This is a genomic window from Saccharopolyspora hattusasensis, from assembly GCF_050972075.1.
GTDB classification, from domain to species: domain Bacteria; phylum Actinomycetota; class Actinomycetes; order Mycobacteriales; family Pseudonocardiaceae; genus Saccharopolyspora; species Saccharopolyspora hattusasensis.
On record NZ_JBPCDC010000001.1, the window covers coordinates 3188232 to 3211064 of the forward strand.

At 71.1% G+C, this 22833-nt stretch carries 20 protein-coding genes and 2 pseudogenes; 7 read left to right on the forward strand and 15 right to left on the reverse strand.

Annotated features, from left to right (window positions below; translation table 11 throughout):
- Positions 1-124: 124 nt before the first annotated feature.
- From ACRXBZ_RS14415 to ACRXBZ_RS14440, 6 genes are all read right to left on the reverse strand, one after another.
- The gene (locus ACRXBZ_RS14415; RefSeq protein ID WP_433879564.1) at positions 125-1048 is read right to left on the reverse strand and encodes a cation diffusion facilitator family transporter; all 924 of its coding nucleotides are present in this window, start codon (positions 1046-1048) and stop codon (positions 125-127) included.
- 111 nt (positions 1049-1159) lie between these two features.
- Complete coding sequence (gene manA, locus ACRXBZ_RS14420) at positions 1160-2416, reverse strand: mannose-6-phosphate isomerase, class I (RefSeq protein WP_433879565.1); 1257 nt, start codon at positions 2414-2416, stop codon at positions 1160-1162.
- Between the two features lie 106 nt (positions 2417-2522).
- Positions 2523-3602 carry a hypothetical protein gene (locus ACRXBZ_RS14425; protein WP_433879566.1) on the reverse strand — a complete coding sequence of 360 codons (1080 nt, stop codon included), beginning with the start codon at positions 3600-3602 and terminating at the stop codon, positions 2523-2525.
- Between the two features lie 5 nt (positions 3603-3607).
- Positions 3608-3823, reverse strand: a complete 216-nt coding sequence (locus tag ACRXBZ_RS14430; protein WP_168585255.1) for a Trm112 family protein — start codon at positions 3821-3823, stop codon at positions 3608-3610.
- 59 nt (positions 3824-3882) lie between these two features.
- Positions 3883-5232, reverse strand: a complete 1350-nt coding sequence (locus ACRXBZ_RS14435) for a phosphomannomutase/phosphoglucomutase (protein WP_433879567.1) — start codon at positions 5230-5232, stop codon at positions 3883-3885.
- Positions 5233-5339: 107 nt separating this feature from the next.
- The gene (locus tag ACRXBZ_RS14440) at positions 5340-5699 is read right to left on the reverse strand and encodes a DUF3499 domain-containing protein (RefSeq protein ID WP_083822372.1); all 360 of its coding nucleotides are present in this window, start codon (positions 5697-5699) and stop codon (positions 5340-5342) included.
- A 320-nt stretch (positions 5700-6019) separates the two neighbouring features.
- Between ACRXBZ_RS14440 and ACRXBZ_RS14445 the strand changes: the two genes are divergently transcribed.
- A complete protein-coding gene (locus tag ACRXBZ_RS14445; RefSeq protein WP_168585257.1) occupies positions 6020-6493 on the forward strand; it encodes a metallopeptidase family protein in 474 nt (157 codons plus the stop codon).
- Between the two features lie 461 nt (positions 6494-6954).
- Here ACRXBZ_RS14445 and ACRXBZ_RS14450 read toward each other — a convergent pair whose 3' ends face one another.
- Positions 6955-7263, reverse strand: a complete 309-nt coding sequence (locus ACRXBZ_RS14450; protein WP_433884145.1) for a hypothetical protein — start codon at positions 7261-7263, stop codon at positions 6955-6957.
- A 769-nt stretch (positions 7264-8032) separates the two neighbouring features.
- Positions 8033-8287, reverse strand: a pseudogene (locus tag ACRXBZ_RS14455) (GntR family transcriptional regulator); the annotation flags it as partial.
- 122 nt (positions 8288-8409) lie between these two features.
- On the opposite strand from ACRXBZ_RS14455, the pseudogene ACRXBZ_RS14460 reads away from it, so the two are divergent.
- A pseudogene (locus ACRXBZ_RS14460) lies at positions 8410-8460 on the forward strand (carboxymuconolactone decarboxylase family protein); the annotation flags it as partial.
- Positions 8461-8685: 225 nt separating this feature from the next.
- On the opposite strand, the gene ACRXBZ_RS14465 reads toward ACRXBZ_RS14460, so the two are convergent.
- Positions 8686-11781, reverse strand: a complete 3096-nt coding sequence (locus ACRXBZ_RS14465; protein WP_433879568.1) for a glycosyltransferase family 2 protein — start codon at positions 11779-11781, stop codon at positions 8686-8688.
- Positions 11782-11921: 140 nt separating this feature from the next.
- On the reverse strand, positions 11922-12236 hold the full coding sequence (locus tag ACRXBZ_RS14470) for a WhiB family transcriptional regulator (protein WP_223839945.1): 315 nt from the start codon (positions 12234-12236) through the stop codon (positions 11922-11924).
- A gap of 490 nt (positions 12237-12726) precedes the next feature.
- Here ACRXBZ_RS14470 and ACRXBZ_RS14475 point away from each other — a divergent pair, with 490 nt between their 5' ends.
- The 4 genes from ACRXBZ_RS14475 (at position 12727) to ACRXBZ_RS14490 (ending at position 16439) form a co-directional block, all read left to right on the forward strand.
- The gene (locus tag ACRXBZ_RS14475; RefSeq protein ID WP_168585259.1) at positions 12727-13488 is read left to right on the forward strand and encodes a site-2 protease family protein; all 762 of its coding nucleotides are present in this window, start codon (positions 12727-12729) and stop codon (positions 13486-13488) included.
- Positions 13489-13573: 85 nt separating this feature from the next.
- Positions 13574-14566 (forward strand): 2-phospho-L-lactate transferase, encoded by a 993-nt coding sequence (cofD, locus tag ACRXBZ_RS14480; RefSeq protein WP_168585260.1) that lies wholly within the window; start codon positions 13574-13576, stop codon positions 14564-14566.
- Complete coding sequence (locus ACRXBZ_RS14485) at positions 14563-15906, forward strand: coenzyme F420-0:L-glutamate ligase (RefSeq protein WP_433879569.1); 1344 nt, start codon at positions 14563-14565, stop codon at positions 15904-15906. Before cofD ends, ACRXBZ_RS14485 begins: the two co-directional genes overlap by 4 nt.
- A complete protein-coding gene (locus ACRXBZ_RS14490) occupies positions 15903-16439 on the forward strand; it encodes an NUDIX hydrolase (protein ID WP_168585262.1) in 537 nt (178 codons plus the stop codon). The genes ACRXBZ_RS14485 and ACRXBZ_RS14490 overlap by 4 nt, the downstream gene beginning before the upstream one ends.
- 266 nt (positions 16440-16705) lie before the next feature.
- Here the strand turns inward: ACRXBZ_RS14490 and ACRXBZ_RS14495 are convergent, their stop codons facing one another.
- Positions 16706-17617: a DNA-3-methyladenine glycosylase family protein gene (locus ACRXBZ_RS14495; protein WP_433879570.1), complete on the reverse strand. Its 912-nt coding sequence runs from the start codon at positions 17615-17617 to the stop codon at positions 16706-16708.
- A gap of 20 nt (positions 17618-17637) precedes the next feature.
- Positions 17638-18735: a mannose-1-phosphate guanylyltransferase gene (manB, locus tag ACRXBZ_RS14500; RefSeq protein ID WP_433879571.1), complete on the reverse strand. Its 1098-nt coding sequence runs from the start codon at positions 18733-18735 to the stop codon at positions 17638-17640.
- A gap of 171 nt (positions 18736-18906) precedes the next feature.
- Here manB and ACRXBZ_RS14505 point away from each other — a divergent pair, with 171 nt between their 5' ends.
- Positions 18907-19272, forward strand: a complete 366-nt coding sequence (locus ACRXBZ_RS14505; RefSeq protein WP_433879572.1) for a hypothetical protein — start codon at positions 18907-18909, stop codon at positions 19270-19272.
- A gap of 60 nt (positions 19273-19332) precedes the next feature.
- Here the strand turns inward: ACRXBZ_RS14505 and ACRXBZ_RS14510 are convergent, their stop codons facing one another.
- The 3 genes from ACRXBZ_RS14510 to ACRXBZ_RS14520 form a co-directional block, all read right to left on the reverse strand.
- Positions 19333-20193 carry a glycosyltransferase family 2 protein gene (locus tag ACRXBZ_RS14510; RefSeq protein ID WP_433879573.1) on the reverse strand — a complete coding sequence of 287 codons (861 nt, stop codon included), beginning with the start codon at positions 20191-20193 and terminating at the stop codon, positions 19333-19335.
- Between the two features lie 170 nt (positions 20194-20363).
- Positions 20364-21494, reverse strand: coding sequence for a glycosyltransferase family 4 protein (locus tag ACRXBZ_RS14515; protein ID WP_433883880.1), 1131 nt, complete (start codon positions 21492-21494; stop codon positions 20364-20366).
- Between the two features lie 129 nt (positions 21495-21623).
- Positions 21624-22718: a glycosyltransferase family 4 protein gene (locus ACRXBZ_RS14520; RefSeq protein ID WP_433879574.1), complete on the reverse strand. Its 1095-nt coding sequence runs from the start codon at positions 22716-22718 to the stop codon at positions 21624-21626.
- Between the last annotated feature and the right edge of the window lie 115 nt (positions 22719-22833).

Genomic DNA, 22833 nt, shown 5'->3' on the forward strand with positions numbered 1-22833 from the left:
CTCAGTAATCCCAAATTGTGGATCGCACCTTAACCCTGGAATCTCTCGATCGGTACTCGCTGACTTAAGTCCGGCACCCGATTCGTTAACGCTTCGTGATGCTCCCCCATCGTGCAGATGGGTGTCACCCGGTCGTAGCCCGGCCCCGTTCCAAGTCCGGTTCGAGGTAGATGAGGCGCGCCGCGGGCACCTTCGCCCTGATCCTCGCCTCGGCGTCGTCGATCTCGGCGGCCACCTCCCGCACCGACAACGATGGGGCGAGGCCGATCTTGGCGGCGATCAGCAGCTCGTCCGGACCGAGGTACTGGGTGCGGATGTGGATGACCTTCTCGACGCGCTCGGACTCGAGCTGCGCCACGATCTCGTCGAGCACGTCGCGGGCGGCGCCCTCGCCGATGAGCAGGCTCTTCGTCTCGACGATCAGCACGATCGCGATCGCCCCCAGCAGGAGGCCGATGCACACGGTGCCGATGCCGTCCCACACCGGGTTGCCGGTCAGCACGGTGAGCCCGACGCCGCCGAGCGCGAGCACCAGGCCGATCAGCGCGCCGAAGTCCTCCAGCAGCACCACCGGTAGCTCCGGGGTCTTGGCCTGCCGGATGAACTGCCACCAGGACAGCCCGCCCTTGAGCGCCTTCGATTCCTTGATCGCCGTCATGAAGCTGAAGGTCTCCAGACCGATCGCGATCAGCAGGATGACCACCGCCACCCACGCCGACTCCAGCGGCTCGGGGTGCTGGACCTTGTGGGTGCCCTCGTAGAGCGCGAACACCGAGCCCAGGCTGAACAGCAGCAGCGCGACGACGAAGGAGTAGAAGTAGCGGTCCCGGCCGTACCCGAAGGGATGCTCCTCGGTTGGCTTGCGCCGCGAGGTCTTCTGCCCCAGCAGCAGCAGGGCCTGGTTCGAGGTGTCGGCGAGCGAGTGCACCGATTCCGCCAGCATCGACGAGGACCCGGTGAACAGGAACCCGCCGAACTTGGCGACGGCGATGCCTGCGTTGGCGGCCAGCGCGGCCACGATGGCCTTGGTCCCGCCTCCTGCTGACACGATGTTTCTCCCGATTCGGTATGCGAAAGCGGCCGGTGGCCGGCCCGATGACGGAAGAAATCTACCCGCTGGTTCCCGCGCGTGGGATAGAGTCCGCGGAAACGCGGGGTTTCAGAGCGTGCCCGCGGCGGCGCGGAAGACTTGGGCGTTGCCGTCCGCGTCGAGCTTGACGGGGTGTACCTGCACGGCGGGGTCGGACGCCGCCAACCACACCGAGTGGCCGCGTTCCAGCACCAGTTCGCGCGGCAACGACCCGTTGCCGCCGTGCGCGCCGCTGGTCAGCCGGACGCTTCCCCTGGTGCACAGCAGGATCTGCGGACCGGCGGAATCCAGCAGGACTGGGCCGGATTCGGCCGGCGTCCAGTCCAATCTGGACAGCTCGAACTCGGCGGCTGGGGTCCGGTAGGCGGTCAGGTTCGCGTCCAGCGACTCGCCCTTGAGCACCCGCATGTTGCCGCAGGCGAAGTCCAGCACCCGCAGCAGCTCCGGGACGTCGACGTGCTTGGGCGTCAGGCCGCAGCGCAGGATGTTGTCGGAGTTGGCCAGGATCTCGATGCCGGTGCCGTGCAGGTAGGCGTGCAGGTTCCCCGCGGGCAGGAAGATCGCCTCGCCCGGCTGGAGCACGAGCCGGTTCAGCAGCAGGCTGGCCAGCACCCCGGCATCGTTCGGGTAGGCCTCGCCCAGTTCGAGCACCGTCCGGCATTCGAGGGCGAACTCGCCACGGCCACGCACGTGCGCCACGCAGGCGTCCAGCAGGTCCGGCAGCACTTCTCGCAGGTAGCGCTCGGGGAGCGTGATCCAGGTCGTGAACAGGGCGCGCAGCCCGTCGGCATCGGGTTGCGCGGCGAGCAGCTCGCGGTGGGCGCGCAGGCTGGGGAGGGCCAGTTCGTCCAGCAGCCGCACGGTGCGTTGCGCGTCGCGGAACCCGGCTAGCGCGTGGAACTCGGTCAACGCGCAAATCAGCTCGGGTTTCGCAGTGGGGTCCGGGTAATTGCGGTTGGGGGCGTTGCGGGCGATGCCCGCTTCTTCCTCCCGGTGGAAACCCTCTGCGGCCTGCGCCGCCGACGGGTGCGCCTGCAGGCTCAGCGGCTCGTCGGCCGCGAGTACCTTGAGCAGGAACGGCAACCGGCCGCCCCACCGGTCCACGCACTCCGGGCCCAGGTGGTGCGCAGGGTCGCTGTCCAGCAGGGACAGCAGCGACACCTCTGCCCCGTCGGACCGGACCACCCGCGACGGGTCTCCGGGGTGGGCGCCCATCCACAGCTCGGCTTCGGGGTGCGGTGTCGGGACAGGCCGACCGAGCAGATCAGCAATAGCGGTACGCGAGCCCCACGCATAGGGGCGCACCGCGTTCCGCAGTAGCTCCACAGTCGTTTCTCGCTTCCTCGTCCTCGCGTCTGCCCGTGCTCGACGCCCAGCACAGCACACCGCGCCGGACCGGCGGGCGGCATCGGGGCATCCCCTGAACGTTCCCTCAGTGCATCGCCAACGCCGGCCAGCCGGGCCCGTTCAGGGTTCCGGCGGCCAACCCCAGGTAAACGGCGGCCAGGTCGAACCGGGCGGCCAGCGCCGCGGACCGCAGCACGGCGTCGTCGCTCACCGACTCGCCGGGCGTGACGAGGTCCGCGCTGGGCAAGTCGCGCACAGCGCCTCGTTCGATGGCCTCCCCGTGTGCGTCGTGCCGCAAGCTGACCAGGAACGCGCGCAGCAGAGCACCTGGGGCGTCCTCGGGGTCGGCGAACAGGTCCGCCTCGGATCCGACCGCCGCAGCGGCTCGGTGCAGCGCCCGCTCGGTGACCGCCTGCGGGTAGTCGGCGACCTCGCAGGGCACTCCGGCGTGGCAGCCGAGTGCGAACGCGCCGTGCGCGGCGACTGCTGTGGACACCGGGTCGAGGCCCCAGAGCAGCGGGGTGCGGTCGGCCAGGCGCAACGCCAGCGACTTCGCGGGGTTGATCAACGACTCGTGGTTCGGGTGCGCGCGTTCGGCTTCCCGGTCGAGCACGTCGGCCAGGTGTTCGGCGTCGAATCGCAGCAGCCCGAGGGCGCCGAGCGTGCTGAGTCCGGCCGCGAAGACATGTGCGAACGACAGCGCCGGCGGTACCGGGATGCGCGGCGGGAGCACCTTCGCGCGGCCCGCACCAGCGGCGGCGACCGGGCCGTCCGCCGGGACCGCGAGCACGACCGTCGCGCCGCGGCGGCAGGCCACCGAGACCGATTCGGCCAGCACCGCGTCGCCGACGTCGTCGGTGTGCGCGAAGACGACGTCCAACGCGCCGACCCATGCCGGGACGGCTTCGGCGATCACCATCGGCACCGGGCACCGCGGCCCTGCGAGGGCGCCCAGCAGGCTGCAGACGGCCGGCCCCACGCCCGGCCGCGCCAACAGCACCACGGCGCGCGGGCGACCGTCGGCGAGGTCGTCCAGCCGCGCCTCGCTCGCGGTCTCCAGCGCGGCTCGAACCTGCGCTCCAGAGAGGGCGGCGAGCCGCAGCAAGCCACCGGAGTCCACGTCGGCCAGCCTGGCCGGATCGTCGAAGAGACTGTCGTCCAGCACGAACGTCACCCCTCCCCGGCAGCGACCGGGGCCGGGCCCCCGACGGCCTCGTCCAGCAGCAGCACCGGAATCCCGTCCCGGACGGGGAACCCGCGGCCGCAGGAGGTGCAGGTCAGGTAGTCGGCCTGCGCGTCCTCCCCCAGCCCCGGCCGCAGCGACGCGTGCTCAGGGCACGGGCAAGCCAGGATCTCCAACAGCTGCGGTTGCAGGTCAACTGCCACTTTTCCTCCCAAACTCACCCGCACCGACCTCGCGGGCACGCACTCCGACCGCAAGGACGTCATCCGCGGACGATCGCCAGCACCTCATCGCGCAGCGCGGTCATCGTGTCAGTGTCCCTCGCCTCGACGTTGAGCCGGAGCAGCGGTTCGGTGTTGGACGGGCGCAAGTTGAACCACGAGCCGTCCGACAGCTCCACGGTAAGCCCGTCGAGCTCGTCCACACGAGCGCCATTGCGGTCACCGAAGGCCGTCGCCACGGCGCGCATCCGGCCCTGCTGGTCGTCGACCGTGGAGTTAATCTCGCCGGAGGCGGCGTACCGCGAGTAGTCGGCCATCAGCTCCGATAGCGGCTTGTCCTGGCCGCCGAGCGCGGCGAGCACGTGCAGCGCGGCGAGCATGCCGGAGTCGGCGCGCCAGAAGTCGCGGAAGTAGTAGTGGGCGGAGTGCTCCCCACCGAAGATCGCCCCGGTCTCGGCCATCGTCTGCTTGATGAACGAGTGCCCGACGCGGGTCCGCACCGGCCTGCCGCCGTGCTCGGCGACGATCTCGGGCACGACCTTGGAGGTGATCAGGTTGTGGATGATTGTCCCGCCGGGTTCCTTGGCCAGTTCCTGGACGGCGACCAGCGCGGTGATCGCGCTCGGCGAGACCGGTTCGGCGCGCTCGTCGACCACGAAGCAGCGGTCGGCGTCGCCGTCGAAGGCCAGCCCGGCGTCGGCGGCGACCTCGCGGACCTTGGCCTGCAGGTCGACCAGGTTCGCCGGGTCCAGCGGGTTGGCCTCGTGGTGGGGGAAGGTTCCGTCCAGCTCGAAGTACATCGGCACGAGCTCGATCGGCAGGCCGTCGAAGACGGTCGGGACCGTGTGCCCGCCCATCCCGTTGCCGGCGTCCACCACGACCTTCAGCGGGCGGATACCGCTGATGTCGACGAGTTCGCGCAGGAAGGCGGCGTATTCGTCGACCAGGTTCCGCTGCGTGGCGGTGCCCTTCGCGCCCAGGAACTCCGGCACGCCGTGGGCGACCAGCTCCTGGATCTCGGACAGGCCGCTGTCCTGACCGACCGGGGCGGCCCCGGCACGGCACAGCTTGATGCCGTTGTAACGGGCCGGGTTGTGGCTGGCGGTGAACATCGCGCCGGGCAGGTCCAGCCGCCCGGAGGCGAAGTACAGCATGTCGGTGCTAGCCAGGCCGATGTTGATCACGTCGACGCCCTGTCCGGTGACGCCTTCGGCGAACGCCTCGGCCAACCCCGGTGAGGATTCCCGCATGTCGTGCCCGATGACCACCGCAGGGCCACCTACGAGCCGGGTGAAAGCGGCGCCGATCTCCCGCACCACGTCGGCGTCCAAGCCGTCGCCGACCACGCCCCGGATGTCGTATGCCTTGACGATCCCCGACAGGTCTCGCACGCTGCACCCTCCCCGTTCCGCGTCCGACGACGTGGTCCGAAGCCTACCGGCGATCGAGTGCCCGGTGGAGCCAGCTTGGCCCGCGCGAGCCGTTCGTCACGATCTATTCATTCGTCGATCGGATCGGGCAGCGCCCGCAGGTGTCCGCGGCGGCTCCCGCCCGGGGTGAGGCCCTGGGCCTCGACCGGCCGGTCCGGGCGACCGGCCTCCCGCACCGCCTCGGCGAGCGCGGTCAGGTCGTCGTCGGAGGGCTCTGGGGGCGCGAACTCACCTTCGTGCCGCACGACCTCCCAGCCCTTCGGCACGGTGAGCCGCAGCGCATGCGCTTCGCACAGGTCGTAGCTGTGGGGCTCGGCGTAGGTGGCCAGGGGGCCGACGACCGCGGTGGAGTCCGCGTAGGCATAAGTGAGCGTGGCGACGGCCGGGTTGGTACACCCGGTCCGCGAGCAACGCCTCACGCTCCGCACGACACGCACGATAGCGCCCCCGCTCCGGCGTGCGGCGCAGGCACGCGGAAACCGCTCGCGATAGGCGCCGCTAGCGACTGTTTCCGGCCTGTCTGCTCTGCGCGAACAGTCCGGGTCGCAGTGGTTGTTCCGGGCTGGCGGGAGGAGGTCGAGGGCCCGCCGGTCGAACGGCTTCACACCGCCACGTGATCCCGAGTTGTGCCTGGACAGGGTGGCCGCTGCTGCCGTCGGGGCATCGCGCGGAGTCAGTTGGGAGACAGGCACCGAATCCTCCGTGACGCTTGTCCCGACCTTGACCGCCGAAGGCGTACCCTCGGCCCGTGGTGACCGCACGTGGATCTCGGCGTCGAAGCCGCTTCCGTCGGGACCGGCGGGGCCGTGGCCTGCGCGGACCGCTGTACCCGTCCTCGGTTCCGGTGTCGCGCAGCCGCTCGCAGCGGTTCGACGCGCTGGTGCTGGAGGCCCTCGAACCGATCGAGCAGCGCTGGCACGCCGAGCTGACCCAGCTAGACGTAGCCGTCGACGAGGTACCCGAGATCACCAGCACCACCCCGGAGAAGCTGGTCTGGGACGACGATGTGGTGGTGGACGCCAACGTGCCGCTGGCCCGGCTCGTCCCGGCGGGCGTCGACCGGCGCGGGCTGCCGACCCGTGCGCGCATCGTGCTGTACCGGCGGCCGCTGGAAGCACGGGCGCGCGACGGCATGGACATGGCGGACCTGCTGCACGACGTGCTCGTCGAGCAGGTCGCGACCTACCTCGGGCTGGACCCCGACGTCATCGAAGGCCAGTGACCAGCGACTCCCGGCGGTGATGGGCGCCTAGAGCCTGCTGGTGAATGGTCTAGGTGGGTGGTCGCTTAGCGGAACCTGAGAGAGGTTCCCTGGACTGCGGGTGCCCCTCCTGATGTATGTCCAATACGCGATGTATGTCCAATACGCGGCGGAGGGGCCGTCCTCGCCAGAAAACCTCTCAGAACCCGCCGATGGTCGTCTTGGCAAGGTGAATGCAAGCGGCTACGCCGCTTCCAAAGGCGCGGACGGCATTCGCCGACAGGCGCCTAGGTGGCTGGTGTCGAACGGCCTCATTTTCATCGAAAGACCGACCCGGACAAATCGTGCGGGGCTGAGATCGCCGTAGACGGTCGGAAAGACGGTCGCCGATCGAATCAGTCCACCCTAAGCCTCGAAGTTCGAGGCACCTGCCGGGTACTTCCCGAAAAACACCAGCCTCCTAGCGGGGCATGTTGGCGGCCTCAGCTGCCGCTCAACGCTGCCGCCAGCGCGTCCAGCGCTGCGGCGTAGGCGTGCTCGGGCGGCGTGGCGTAGCCGACGACCAGGCCGTCCATCGCAGGCATCGTGGCGTCCGGGTGGCGGAAGGCGGCGAGCCCGTCGAGGGCGACGCCCAGCCGCGCCGCGGCCGCGACAGCGGAGCGCTCGGAGCCCGGCGGCATGCGGAGCACGGCGTGCAAGCCAGCGGCGACGCCGGTCGCAGAGACGTGCGGAGCACGTTCGAGGAGCTTCGCGACGAGCTGGTCGCGGCGGCGGCGGTAGCGCTGCCGCATGCGGCGGACGTGGCGGTCGTACTGCCCGGAGTCGACGAAGTCGGCGAGGGTCAGCTGGTCGAGGACGCTGGCCCAGCCCTCCCTGCACCGCGCCCACCGGTTCGCGGTCGTAGCGGAACTCGCCGTCGTAGTCGTCCTCCAGGACCAGCCCGTCGCGGGACCTGGCCCAGTCGACGACGGCGGCTCTCCTCGTCGGGTGCAGCGGGCCGCCGGTCGGGAACTGGTGCGCGGGCGTCAGCAGCACCGCCCGCACCTCTTTCCGGGATGCCAGTTCCTCGACCCGGGGACCGTGTTCGTCGAGTTCGAGCGGGACGGTCCGGACCGACGCCCGGTGCAGCAGTTGGCGGTGGAAGGCGAGGCCGTAGGACTCCACGGCGAGGGGGCCGCGCTGGACACCCGGGAACAGCAGGCGCAGGGCGTGGGCGAAGCCGGAGCAGATCACGATCTGGTCCGGCCGAGCCCGCACGCCGCGAGCCCGCGACAGGTAGTCGGACAGCGCTCTCCGCAGCTCAGGCCTGCCCCGCGGGTCGCCTGGACCGAAGGCCTCGTTCGGCGCGATGTTGATGGCACGCCGGGCTGCGGCGAGCCAAGCGGTGCGCGGGAACGATGCGGCGTCCGGCTGGCCCTGGCGCAGGTCGTGGACCGGAGTGGTGATGCTGCGCGCCTTCTTAACCGCGCGGATCGGTGTGCGGGACTCGGTGCGCTGCGCGACGAGGGTGCCCGAGCCCTGCCGCGCGGTCAGCCAGCCCTCGGCGACAAGCTCGGCGTAGGCGCTGGCGACCGTGTTGCGGGCGAGTCCGAGGTCTACGGCCAGCGAGCGGTACGGCGGCAGGCGGGTGCCCGGGGCCAGCCGCCCGGATCGGATCGCCTCGCGCAGGGCGGTCATCAGCACCACCCTGCGGCTCCCCGGGCCCGAGAGGTCCAGGTGCAGGTCGCTGCCGGTCCGCTCGGCCGAATTGACCCAGGAATCTGACACGGAAATGCACTCTACGGCGGGTCGATTCTGTCCTAGCGTGATGACCATGGCGAACAACGACACGAAGCGCCTCAACTTCGCGAAGTCCGCGCCGAAGGCGTTCAAGGCCTTGATCGGGTTCGACCGCGGCGCGGGAAGGACTCGACCCCGAGCTGGTCGAACTCGTCCAGATCCGCGCGTCCCAGCTCAACGGCTGCGCGTACTGCCTGCACATGCACACCTCCGACGCCCGCAAGGCCGGGGAGAGCGAGGAGCGGCTGCACATGGTGCAGGTGTGGCGGGGGACCTCGAGCACCGAATCGCGCTCAGGACGGCCAAGATCCCGGGCACCGACGAGCGCGCCGCCGTCTGACACGAGCCGAAACCTCCGGGCAGCAGGCGGAATCGGAGCGGGCGCTGCCACATCAGAACGCCGAGTTCAGGCGAAAACGGGAATCCTCCGCGCGTCAGGTGTTTCCGGATCGAGTCCGGCGGCGTTCGGGGAGCGCCGCGATGAGGGTGAACAGGATGAACGCCAACTGCAGGCCCAGCAGCGCCGTGCGGGGGGTCCCGGCGTAGCCGACCTGGACTTTGGCCGCGTTCCCCGGCAGCGGGATCGCCACCTGGTGGCCCCAGGCGGTGGCCAGCGGGAACGGCCGACCGTCGATCCGGGCGTACCAGCCGGGCTCGTTCTCCGCGCCGAGGACCAGCGCCCGACCGGCACCGCCCTCGGACACCCGGACCGTGAACAGCGGCAGCTCGGCGGCGACCGGCAACGGCCTCGCCTCTGGTGTCGGGGCAGGCTCGGTTCGCGCCTGCCGCGCGAGGTCCGGCCCGAGCAGCTCCACCTGGCTGTTCGGCATCTGCAACTGCAGGACGCGCCGTCCGTCGGGCAGTCGCTCGTGCTCGGTGGCCAGGCCTCCGGAAAGCTCCGGGATCCGGGAGTCGGCCGGAACCGCGATGAACCCGGTGCCGCGAGCCGCCGTGGCCGCGAGCGCGCCGCGCACCCGCGCGGCGTTGCCGGACTGCAGGTCGTCGTCGACCTGGCGGAGCCAGTCGACGGCCGTGCCGACCGACGCGAGGTCGTCGTCGCCGAAGCGGGGCCCAGTGCCGTCCACGAGCCTTGCGGGTTGCGGCCCGGGATCGAGGATCAGCAGCGAACCTGGCAGATCCGCGGTGGTGTTCTGCTGAACGCGCATCGGCCCCCCGATCGTGGCGAACGCGGCGCTGATCGCCAGGCCAAGCAGGCCGATGACCAGCACCGGCAGCAGGATCTTGGCTGGCACGCGCGGCTTTCGGGCCACCAGCACGATCCAGCCGCACCCGGCCGCGACGATCACCAGCGGTCCACCGGTCCAGCCAATCGTGCTCACGCCGCCGATGATCGGTTGAGCGGGGACATTGTCCACCGAAGCCGCCAGCGCCCAACCGAAGATCGCGACGGCCGCACCCGGCAGCATCCGCGGGGACCAGGCCGTGACCAGCGCGACGACCGCGGCGAGGACGAACAACGCGCCGACCAGGCTCGTCGGTGATCCGTCCGGGCTCAACGCCAACAGCCAGGCCCCGGCCGGATCTTCGGTGACCCGCGCACCGATCCCGTGCAACGCCATCTTCGGGTTGCGCAGCAGGACGGAAGGCCACGGCAGCAGGCACGCGACGGACAACAGCGCCACCGCCACCAGCCCGGCCAGCCGGCGTCGATCACGCTGCCCTTCGCTGGGCAACACGACGAAAGTCAGCAGGGCGAACACGACCAACGCGATGTGCAGCAGCGGCGCGAACGCACCCAACGCCGCGAGGCCCAATGCGGTCAGGCACGCCGTCCCCAACCAATGCCGGTCGGACCGCCCGACCACCGAGGCGATCCCGGCCAGCAGCAACGGCACCAGAATGTGCGCGACCACCACGTCCAAACGCCCTTGCCCAGCGGAAAGCGACGCCGCGGGCAGCAAGGCGTAAGCACCGGCGGCGAGGGCTCGCCGCAGTCGGGACACCGGAAGCGCGCGTGTCGCCAGGTAAGCGCTCAACCCCGCGAGCGGAGCACCGGATAGCAGCAGGATCGACACCACTACCGACGGTCCACCTAGGACGGTGCCGATCAACGCGAGCACCAGCAACGACGGGGACGCTGGCGCGCCGGTGCCACCGTTGACCGGATGCCAGGCCGCCAGGTAGTCGCGCCACGTGGTCGCCAGATCTGCCACCGGTAGCAGCCTGCCGCCTTGCAGGCCGGCCCCGAACCGGTCCGCGAGCAATCCATTGGTCAACAAGGCGAATACCGCCAGCAGGACCGCGAGCACCACGGGCGGCGTCAGCAACAGCTCGCGCAGCACCCGCCAGCGGTCGACCGGAACGACCAGCAGATCCGGCCGCGCCGCGTCCCGCTTCGACGGCGACGGCTTCGGCCCCCCTGTCTCCGGCACCGGCACCACGACCAGGCCCGGCCGCCCTGGCTTCGCCATCTGCGGCGGCCCTTCTGGAACGGCCTTGATCCGCCAGCCTTCCGGTTCCCGCCCCAAGGCCAGATCCCGCCGCACCCGCTCGCGTACCAAACCCTCGAACCCGGCGCGCGCCCAATTCCGAAGCCGCGCCAACCGACTCGTGAACAGGCCGCGGACGCCGTGCCGGATGGAGATCGTCCCGGCGCGCGCAGCCCTTCCTGCCAGCAGGTTCAGCCGCCCGCCGAGCAATCCGCGCAACATCGCGAGCTCGGCGCCCGACTCGCTCCACCGCCGCAGAGCCGCGAAACCGCACATCCGCAACAACGTCAGGAGGAACAGTCGCGGCAGGCCGAGCAAGAACGCCCCCATCGGAGCGTTGACCAGGAACGTGCGGACCTGGTCGGCGCGTTCCCCGGCCCGGGGACTGCGCCTCGCGACCGCATGCCGCATCCGCGCGGCGGGAGCCCACCGGACGCCGTGCCCGTCCAGGTTGATCCGCCAACCCAGGTCGATGTCCACGTTGTCGGCGAGATCGAGGTCGAAGCCGTTGAGCTGCTCGAAGACATCGCGTCGCACCAGCGCACCGGCCGTCGCCACCGCCAGCGCACCGGACGCCGGTGGCGCGCCGCCGACCAGCTCGGGGTCCAGTTCGGACCGTCCGATGCCGGTCTGCCGATGCCCGGAAGCATCGGTGCTCAGGCCCGCATCCACCACCAGCCGGGGATCCGCCCAGTCCAACCCGAGCGGGCCGAGCAGCGCGGCGGACGAATCTTCCCCGGCAGCGCGCAGCAAATGCTCCAGGCACTCAGGCTCGGGTGCGGAATCGTCGTGCAACAGCCACAACCAGCGCCCCGGATCGGCCCAGCTCTTCGTCGCGTGCGCCAATGCTTCCGCGACGGCGGCGCCGAACCGGGTTTCGCGCGGCATCGTGAGCACGTCGTCGACGACGCGATCCGTGCGCGCTCGCGCGAGCAGTTCCGGGGTGCGGTCGTTCGAGCCGGTGTCGACGGCCACCACGTGCCGCGGTCGTTCCGTCAGGTCGCCCAGCGCCGTGAAGACCTCCGGCAGCCAAGTCTCCCCGTCGTGACAGACCAACACCGCCAGCACCGGCGCGACCAAATTGCCCTCCCGCTAACTGATCCACTACCGCGCAACGGTAATGCACCAGGAGCGGAAGAAACCCCCGGATGAAACAGCGTTCACGGGGTGGGCTTTCGCTGGTGGTCGCAGCGGAACCGCGGCCGGCGAGGCCCGACCGGTCAGACCGCGCTGCGCTTGAGCTTCCGGCGTTCCCTTTCGGACAGTCCGCCCCAGATGCCGAAGCGCTCATCGTGCTGCAGCGCGTACTCCAGGCATTCGGAGCGAACTTCGCAGCCCGCGCAGATGCGCTTTGCCTCCCGGGTCGAGCCGCCCTTCTCCGGGAAGAACGCCTCCGGATCGGTTTGCGCGCACAACGCACGCTCCTGCCATTCCTGTTCTTCGTCCGTCGCCTCGAACAGCTCGGCCAGGACGTCGAGTTCCACCGCGGTGGCGTCCCCACGCTCCGCGAGGCGGCCATCTCCTGATTCCCACATCGTTGGTCCCCCGATTTCTCCCGTTCCCACCGGCCCTCCCCAGGGCCGGAACAGGACGCACTCCTGCTCGCAGGTCGCCGGTCCCCGCTGCGGGGACTCCGCGCTTCGACGGCGGCGGTGCCGTCGCCGATCGGCCGCGCTGCCTGCCTCTCACCGCCGGCGGCGCCTCGATCGACCGGTACCCGACCGGGTCTCCCGCACCCGATCGGCCGCCGCCACAACGATCCAACCGGCTTCCACCCGAGAAACGATCATTTCAGCGACGAATGACACTGCTGTGATTACACCCGTGTAGCTCCTTGCGGTCAAGCGGAGACCTTCCGTAGGGGGACATCCCTCTCCGCCTCGGGGATGAGCTCAATTCGGCGGATCGCCGGTACTCCTTGTGCCGCACCGCCAAGCCCCCACGATCATGAATACCACCCGGACATCATCTTCGCCGGGGCACAAGCCCGGACGGCCACCGAGTCGTTCGTGGACACTGGAGGGCGTGACCAAATCCGCTCTGCGCGTAAGCCCCCTGTTCCTCGGCCTCGTCGGCTTGACCGTGCTCGGCGGCGTGCTCGCCACGCTGGAGAACAACGCCGCCCAGGTCGGCGGCGTGGTGCTGATCGTGCTCGGCGGCTGGGCGACCTCGTTGTGCCTGCACGAATTCGGCCACGCGATCATCGCATTCCGCGGCGGCGACTGGTCGGTACGCGCGAAGGGCTACCTGACGCTGGACCCCCGGCGCTACACCGACCCGGTCCTGAGCATCGTGCTGCCGCTGCTGTTCGTGGCCCTCGGCGGCATCCCGCTGCCGGGCGGCGCGGTGTGGATCAACCACCACGCGCTGCGGTCCCGGCGCACCGAGTCGATGGTGTCGCTGGCCGGGCCGCTGACGAACCTGGTGCTGGGCCTGCTGATCTCGATCGCCGTGGCCGTCGTGCCGACAATGCCGACTGCCTTGTCGGCGGGCCTGTCCTACCTGGCCTTCCTGCAGGTGATCGCGTTCGTGCTGAACATCCTGCCGATCCCCGGCCTGGACGGGTACGGCGCAATCGAGCCGTGGCTGTCCGGTCCGGCCCGCCGGTTCGGGGAGAAGGCGCGGCCGTGGGCGCCGCTGGTGCTGTTCCTGCTGCTGATCGGGGTGCCGTTCGTCGGCAGGGCGTTCTTCGGGCTCGCCTACTTCGTGTTCGGCCTCGCCGGCGGCGACGCGCTCCAGGCCTTCTTGGGCCAAGGGATTTTCCGCAGCATCTTCGGTTTCCTGTGATCGTCCGCCTGACTGGCCGTGAGCGCTTTCGGGTGCCGTAGCGCCCAAAAGCACTCACGGCGGCGGGCGTGCGAGGATCGGGGCCGTGAAGGTCGTAGTTCTGGTCGGCGGGGTCGGCGGCGCGCGGTTCCTGCTCGGGGTCAAAGCGGCGTTGGGCTTGCCCGCGATCGGCGAACCGCAGCAGGAGTCCGAGCACGAGGTCACCGCGGTGGTCAACGTGGGCGACGACGCGTGGATGCACGGGCTGCGAGTCTGCCCGGACCTCGACACCTGCATGTACACCCTCGGCGACGGCATCGACACCGAGAAGGGCTGGGGCCGGGTCGACGAAACCTGGTCGGTCAAGGAGGAGCTGGCGGCCTACGGAGCCGAGCCGACCTGGTTCGGGCTCGGCGACCGCGACATCGCCACCCACCTGGTGCGGTCCCGGATGTTGCGCGCGGGCTACTCGCTGTCGGCGGTGACCGAGGCGCTGTGCGACCGCTGGCGGCCCGGGGTCCGGTTGCTGCCGGTCACCGACGAGCGGGTCGAGACGCACGTCGCGATCGACGTCCCCGACCACGGCGACCAGCGGGCGGTGCACTTCCAGGAGTGGTGGGTTCGCTACCGCGCGGAGCCGGAAGCGCACGCGATCGTGCCGGTGGGAGCGGACGAGGCGAAGCCGACGCCGGCCGTGCTGGACGCGATCGCGCAGGCGGACGTCGTGCTGCTGGCGCCGTCGAACCCGGTGGTCAGCATCGGAACGCTGCTCGCGGTGCCGGGCTTCCGCACCGCGCTGCGGGAGACCTCCGCTCCGGTGGTGGGGCTGTCGCCGATCATCGGCGGTCGGCCGCTGCGGGGCATGGCGGACGCGTGCCTGACCGCGATCGGGGTGGACAGCTCCGCCGAGGCAGTCGGTCGGCACTATGGCTCCCGGCAGGACGACGAGGGCATCCTGGACGGCTGGTTGGTGCACACCGGCGACGAGGCCGACGTCCCCGGGGTTCGGGTTCGCGCGGTGCCGCTGTTGATGTCCGATGTGGACGCCACCGCCGCGATGGCGCAGGCGGCATTCGACCTTGCCCGGGAGGGGCGATGAAGGATCACGCGGCCGCGGGCGGGTTGCAGCTGTTCGCGGTGGGCGGGCTGCCCGAGTTCGGACCGGGCGACGACCTGGCCGCGTCGATCGCGGCCGCCGCGCCCTGGCTCAGCGACGGCGACGTCGTGGTGGTCACCAGCAAGGTGGTGTCGAAGGTCGAGGGCCGGATGGTGTCCACGCCCCGCGACCCGGAACTGCGCGACAAGCTGCGCCGCGAACTGGTGCTGGCCGAGGCCACCCACGTGCTGGCGCGCCGCGAGCGGTTCATGATCACCCAGAACAAGCTCGGCATCGTGCAGGCGGCCTCGGGCGTCGACGCCTCGAACGTCGCGCTGGACCAGATCGCGCTGCTGCCGGACGACCCGGATGCGTCCGCGCGCAAGCTGCGGGCCGGGCTCGCCGAGCGCCTCGGCGTGCAGGTCGCGGTCGTGGTGACCGACACGATGGGCCGCGCCTGGCGGGTCGGGCAGACCGATGTGGCGATCGGCGCCGCCGGTCTGCGCGTGCTGCACCGCTACGCGGGCGCCACCGATTCGCAGGGCAACGAGCTGGCGGTTACCGAGGTCGCGGTGGCCGACGAGATCGCCGGGGCGGCCGACCTGGTCAAAGGCAAGCTGGGGGCGGTCCCGGTCGCCGTGGTGCGCGGGATGACCACCACCGACGACGGGTCGAGCGCCCGCGACCTGGTGCGTCCCGTCGAAGAAGACCTGTTCCGGATGGGCACGGCGGAAGCGCTGGCGCAGGGTCGCCGCGAGGCGGTGCTGCTGCGCCGCTCGGTGCGTTCGTTCGCCGACACCCCCGTGGACGCCGACGCGATGCGCCGCGCCGTCGGTGCCGCGCTGACCGCGCCCGCGCCGCATCACACCCGCCCGGTCCGGTTCGTCTGGCTGCGCGATCGTCCACTTCGGACGAAACTGCTCGACGCGATGCGTACCGCCTGGCTGGAAGACCTGCGCGCCGACGGCCTCTCCGAGGAGGCGGCGCAGCGCCGGGTCGGGCGCGGCGATCTGCTCTACGCGGCGCCGGAGCTGGTGCTGCCGTTCCTGGTCCGCGTGGGCTCGCACGACTACCCCGACCCGAAGCGCACCGAGGCGGAACTGCAGATGTTCACCGTCGCCGGCGGCGCGGCGGTGCAGGGCTTGCTGGTCGCGCTGGCGGCCGAGGAGCTCGGCTCGTGCTGGGTGTCCTCGACGCTGTTCTGCCCGGAAGTCGTGCGGGCCTCGCTCGACCTGCCCGAATCTTGGGAGCCGTTGGGCGCGGTGGCGGTGGGCCACGCAGCGGAGCCCGTCGCCGGCCCCCGGGAGCCGCGGGATCTCGACGACGGATTGGTGGAGCTTTGAGCGGACTTCACGCGGACGCGCTGCGCGTGCTCGATGAGTGGCGAGCGGACGATCCGCAGCAGGAGGCGCTGCGCCACTCCTTCCTGACCTTGCTGGACGCCCGCCAGGACGCCTGCCTGCGGGCGTGCGAGCCGGGCCACGTGACGGCGTCGGCCGTACTGCTCGACGCCACGGGCGAGAACGTGCTGCTCACGCTGCACCCCCGGGTGGGCAGGTGGTTGCAGCTCGGCGGCCACTGCGAGCCAGCGGACACGTCGCTGGCGGGTGCCGCGTTGCGCGAGGCGACCGAGGAGTCCGGTGTGGACGGTCTGGTCGTGGATCCGGAGCCGGTGCACCTGGACGTGCACCCGATCACCTGCTCGCTGGGCAAGCCGACCCGCCACTTTGACGTGCGCTTCATCGTGCGAGCCCCGGAAGGCGCGGAGCCGGCCCGCAGCGAAGAGTCCCTCGACCTCCGCTGGTGGCCGGTGAACGCGCTCCCCGAAGACACCGACCTCGGCCCCCTGATCACCGCGGCCCGAGCCCGCGGGTAGTCGACGACGGCACCGAGTGCCCGGGTAGCGGCCACGAGCAGTTCCGGGTTGGGGTCGCGAGGCCGCTAGGTGGGCGTACGGGGCGGAATGCCGGACTCATGACGCTCCTCACCGGTCTTGGAGCGGGGCGCTTTCCCGGGCTCCCGCGGACGTCGTCGCGGCGATCGCCGCAATTTCAATGGAAATCGGACCTACGATTTCCATTGAAATTGCGGGCCTCCGAACGGGTGGGCCTCCGAACGGGCGGGCCTCCGAACGGGCGGGCCTTACATGGTGCGGTAGTTGCGGATCGGCATTCTCGGGGCGTAGCGGGGACGGTTGATACCTGCCGCTCCGAGGTAGCGGACCGCTCTGTGGCGCTGGCCCTCGTACGGGGCCAGGGCTTCGAGCATTCCTTCGTCGTCCACGGGGTGGCCGACCAGGGCCGTGCCGACGATCGTCGGCAGGTGGAAGTCGCCGACGCTGACCGCGTCCGGGTCGCCCCAGGCCCGTTGGGCGACTTCAGCCGCCGTCCACGGGCCGATGCCCGGCACCTTCTGCAGCAGCTCCCGGCCCTCGACTCCGCGCAGCTCGACCGCTCGCTCCAGGCGTCCGGCCACCGACGCGGCGGCGATCAGCGTGCGGCGGCGGGCTCCGTCGATGCCCGCCCGATGCCACTCCCAGTCCGGGATTCGGCGCAGCTGCACCGGATCAGGCACCACCCAGAGCTTCGCCACCGGTCCCGGGGCGCGGCTGCCGAAGCGCCAGCAGAGCTCCCGCCAGGACCGCCACGCCTCCCGGTTGGTGACCTTCTGCTCCAGCACCGCGGCGACCAGGACGTCCCAAACCCGCCCCGAAGTGCACAACCGCACTCCCCGCGATGCGCGCCGACCGCGCTCGACGACGTCGTGCACCGCGACGAAACCGGTGTCGTCATCGGAATCCCCGAGCAGGTCCGGGACGTTGTCCAGCACGGAACGCGCGCCCTGCCCCCACGCCGTCGCGGTCACCGTTGCCGTGCCGTCCTTCTGCAGCCGCAGCGTGGTCGGGCCGGTCGGGGTCGTGGTTGCCCACCAGACCTCGCCCGACGCATCCACCCGCGTGGTCGGATCACCGCTCCCCCGGCGCAACGGCGCCAGCACCCGCGGCAGGTCCAGCGGGTACGACGGGCGCCAGGTTCGGGTCAGGGCATCGCTCATGCTGCTCCGAAAGTACGCCGTCAGTCCGCGGAGAAGCGGACGCCGCGGTCGGGCAGCTCAACGCCCGGCCACACCCGCACCCCGTTCAGCAGTTCGCAGTCCGCACCGATCCGCGCGCCGTCGCCGATGATCGCGTCGCGCAGCACGGCACCCGCACCGATCGTCGCGCCGCTGCCGATCACGCTCCGCTCGATCACGGCATTCCGCTCGATGCGAACCCCATCGAAAAGCACGGATTCGACGACGCGCGCCCCGGGCTCCACCACGCTTCCCTTGCCGACCGCGGTCCCGCCGCAGACTTCCGCATCGGCGGCGACCTCCGCGCCGTCCAGCACCAGCGCCTCGCCGCCTTCACCGGGCAGCGCGTTCGACGGCGCCGTGCCCAGCACCAGGTCCGCCGAGCCGCGGACGAACGCCGCCGGGGTTCCCATGTCCAGCCAGTACGAGGTGTCGATGTAGCCCTGCACGGTCGCGCCCGAGGCCAGCAGCTGGGGGAAGGTCTCGCGCTCCACCGACACCGGCCGCCCCGCCGGGATCGTGTCGATCACCTCGCGGCGGAACACGTAGCAGCCCGCATTGATCTGGTCGACCGGCGGGTCCTCGGTCTTCTCCAGGAACGCGGTGACCCGCCCGTCGTCATCGGTAGGCACGCAGCCGAACCAGCGCGGGTCGGCGACCTTGACCAGGTGCATCGTCACGTCCGCCGCGGCGCCGCGGTGGGTTTCCAGCAGCTTCGCCAGGTCCACCCCGGAAAGGATGTCGCCGTTGAACACCAGCACGTCGTCGGCGGTGAGCCGATCCGCCACGTTGCGGATCGCGCCCGCGGTGTCCAGCGGCTCCGGCTCGACGACGTACTCCAGACGCAGGCCGAACTCGGAGCCGTCGCCGAAGTGCTCGGCGAACACCTCCGCCTTGTAGGACGTGCCGAGCACCACGTGCTCGATGCCGGCCGCCCGGATCCGGGACAGCAGGTGGCTCAGGAATGGGACTCCGGCGGTCGGCAACATCGGCTTGGGCGCCGACAGGGTCAGCGGCCGCAGCCGCACGCCCCGACCACCTACCAGCACTACCGCTTCCGCCGTCGGCGACGCGGCCGGGCCCTGCGAATCCGCGGACATCGGCGTTGATCCTCCTCTACCTGATGGACTTCAGTGACGAAAACCCATTAGGGGGAATACTCTGGCAGGGGCAACGGCATAATGAACACCGGGCCCGCCCACAGTGGCCGTGCCCACCTCGACGCCAGCCCACGCGAACCACCGACTGCGAACGACTGAGAGGGCATCCACATGGACCCGCGTCGCCGAGCCGACGAAGCACTTGCTCGCGCGCGGGCACGTGGCGCGTTCGTCGTCACCCCCGACAATGCCACCTCGCCGATGGACGCCGCGAGCACCGTTCGCATCCCGCGCGAGGTCGTCAACCAGGCCGACTCCGCGGACACCACGCAGGTGCTCCCGCCGCAGGGCCAGCAGCCCCAGCAACACCCGCAGCAGCAGTCCCTGCGCCAGCGGCTGGAGCCGCAGCACGGCGGCTGGCCGACGGAGGATTACGGGCAGGGCCAGCAACATCTGCCGCCGAACCCGTACCACACGCAGCGCGGACCGAACGAGTTCGGCCCGCTGGGTTCGCAGGCGAACCAGTACCCCCACTGAGGCCGCGCTGCGAGCGCGGGACTGCGGCGGCAACTCCCGCGCGGAGGACGCCACTCGAACTCAGCGCGTCGCGATGCGCGCGCGAGCGGTCAGCGCCGCGCGAAACGCGAACCGTAGCGGGGCCCAGACCGGCCCCTGGTAGCGGTCGGCGAGGTAGCGGTAGGCGCTGCGGTGGTGTTCGACCAGCATCCGCTTCGAGGAGCCCGAGGTCGAGTGCCCGCCGATGTGCATGATCTCCGCGCTCGGCACGTAGACGTTCAGCCAGCCCTTCTTGCCCAGCCGGTCGCCGAGGTCGACGTCCTCGAAATACATGAAGTAGCGCGGGTCGAAGCCGTCGATGGAGTCGAAGGCCTCGCGGCGCAGCAGCAGGCAGGAACCCGACAGCCAGCCCGCCGGGCGCTCGGTGATCGCCGCCTCGGACTGGCGGTAGGCGCTGGACCACGGGTTCTTCGGCCAGATCTTGCCCAGCAGCGCGTGTCCGGCGCCGCGGCCGATCGACGGCAGCAGCCGGGCCGACGGGTAGACGTCGCCGTTGGGTTCCTTGATCAGCGGGCCGAACGATCCCCCGCGCGGCCAGTGCTTGGCGGCGGCCAGGAGTTCGTCAAGCGAACCGGCACTCCACTCCAGGTCGGGGTTGGCGACCACGACCCAGCCGTACTCGTCGCCGAGTTCGGCCATGCCGCGGTTGGCGGCGCTGCCGTAGCCGAGGTTGCCGCCGGTGGGCACGAAGTCGACGTTCGCGCGTGCTGCGGCGGCCTGTTCCGGAACGCCGTCTGTGGAACCGTTGTCGGCGAGAATCACCCGGACCGACCGGTCCGTCGCCTTGTCCAGGGTGTCGAGGAACCGCTCCAGGGTCTCGCCCGGGGAGTAAGTCACGGAGACAACGGCGAGTTCGTCGCCGTAGGTGCGCGCGTCGGTCACGCCACCATATTCTGCCGAACGCCGCCTACCGGACAGCCACCCGACCGGAGTTCCATGTGGAATTCATCGTCCGCGCACCGGCAGAAGCCCCGTTTGGCCTGGTCAGGGCTCGTGCACGTTTGGGGTCGCCAGGGCACCCCAAAGCACTCACGAGTCGAGGCTGCTCGTGGTCAGCGGGTGCGGGTGTGGATGTGGTGGGCTCTGGCGAAGGCCGTGCGGTGCTGGGTCGCGCAGGACGCCCAGGTGAACTCCTTCGCGCGGAGTTGGGCCGCCGTGGCCAGCACGGCTCGGCGGGCCGGGTCGTCCAGCAGCTCCGTCAGGCCAGCCGCGATGTCGCCCGCGCCCACGCCGCAGTAGGCGACGGCGTCGCCGCCGACCTCCGGGAGGCTCAGCCGCCGCGTCGTTAGGACCGCGGCACCGCAGGCCATCGCCTCCAGCACGGGCAGGCCGAAGCCCTCGCCGATGCTCGGGTAGGCGACCAGGTGGGCGCCGCCGAGGAAGCCGGCCAGCTGCTTGAACGGCAGATAACCGGCCCGGATCACCCGGATCCGGTGCGGCACGGCCTCCAGCGCCCGTTCGACGCGGGTATCCCAGCCCGGCTGACCGGCCAGCACCAGCGCCGGCGAGTCGGTGCGGCCCTGGCAGGCCAGCATGAAGCCGCGGATCAGCGCCGGCACGTTCTTGCGCGGTTCCAGTGCGCCGAGGAACGCCACGTACGGCTGGTCGTGCAGGCTCAGCCGCTCGCGCACCTCCCGGATCTCCTCCGTTGTCGGCGGGTGGAACCGGTCCGGGTCGACGCCGTGGTACATGACAGGCATGCGGGCGCGGTCCGCGCGTACGGCGCGGGACAGCTCGGCCGCGGTCGCCTTGCTCGGCACGATGCACAGGGTTGCGCGACGCAGCGCGGTGCGCGTCCACGCGCGGAAGAACCTGGCCTTGACCGGCGAGTGGACCGCCGGGTTGGTGAAGAAGGTCGCATCGTGCAGGGTGACCACCGACGCGGCCGGGTTGGCCAGCGGCGTCGTGTAGTGCGGCGAGTGCAGGACGTCGATCCCGAGCCGGCGCACCAGCAGCGGCAGGGTGGTCTGCTCCCAGGTCAGGCGGGCGGTCCGGGTCGCGACGGCTTCGGTGGCGGGCACGACTTCGGTGCGCGGCGCGCTGGTCGCGTACAGCTCCGCGTCGCGCGGTTGGCAGGCGACGGTGAGCCGGGCGCCGTCCGCGTCCAGGGCCGCCAGCAGGGAGTCGACGTACCGGCCGACGCCGCCTCGATCCGCGGGGACTGCGGTGGCGTCGATGAGAATGTGCGGCTCGCCTCTGTGCACCTGAGCAGATTACGGTGCGGATGCCCGGGCCCGTGACGAGTGGACGAAAATGTGTTCTGCCCTGCTTTGCCCGGTGCGCCAATGCCCGGGTTCCCGGCTTGCGCGAAATCAGCCGACGATGTCGAGGTGCACGCGCCAGACTTCCAGCGCCGCCTGCTGCCAGGTGAAATCCGCGACCCGCCGGGTTCCGGCCGCGATCAGTTCGTCCCGGCGAGCGGGAACGTCGACGACGGTGCGCAAGGCTGCGGCGAGCGCGGACGGGTCGGCACGCGGGACAGTTACACCGGCTCCGCCTGCGACCTCGACCAGAGCCGGCGCATCGGAATGCACGATCGGCACGCCGAGCGCCATCGCCTCGACAAGCGGGAGGCCGAAGCCTTCCGCGAGGCTCGGCGCGGCCAGCGCCGTCGCGTTCCGCAGCAGGGCGGCGAGTTCTGCGTCGGAAACCGACTCCAACACGCGCACATGTGGCAAGCCGCACTCGGCGGCGATCCGCGGCACGTCGACGTCGCCCCAGCCTCGGCGGCCGACGATCAGCAGCGGCACGTCCGGGGCGGTGGGTTCGGCCATCGCCCGCACCAGGTGTTCGTAGCCCTTGCGCGGCTCGACCGTGCCGATCGCCAGCACGTACCGCGCGGGCAACGCCAGTTCCGCGACGGTGGCAGGGTCGGGTTCGACCAGCAGGGATGGGGTGACGCCTTCGCCGATGACCTGCAGGCGAGCGTTGATCGGGATGCGCTTCGCGAGATCGCCGGCCACTGCAGCGGTCGGCACGACCAGCGCGTCGGCGTGCCGCGCGGCGCGGCTGATCGCCCGTCGGTGCCAGGAAACTCCGCGCGGCGTCAGCGTTTCCGGATGCGTCCACGGAACCGTGTCGTGCACGGTCACCACCAGACCGCGCCCGCTTTTCGCGGGTGGCGCGAGGGGCGTCATGGCGTGCACCGAGTCGCCGCCCGGCCAGAACGGGAACCCCCGCTCCCAAGCGGCGATCAGCGCGCGGCGCGGGACCGGCAGCACCCGCGGCCCGTGGACGCCGGGAACCCGGGCCGCTTCGGGATCGCCGCCGCGGCTGACGACGCTGCTCAGCTCCCACCCGCTAGGCGCGGTTTCGGCCATCGCGCGCAGCAGCTCCCGTGTATAGCGCCCGGTTCCGCCGGGAACCGGTGCGAGCAGCTGTTCGGCGATCGTGACGAGCTCGGGCACCCGCACAGCTTCTCGCACCCGCAGGCTGGGGCGACCGCCGGTTCCCGAGCTCGACGTCCAGCGCCGCCCCCACGAAGCCGCCGACCGGGCCGTTAACGCAGGTGGTCAAGGCTGT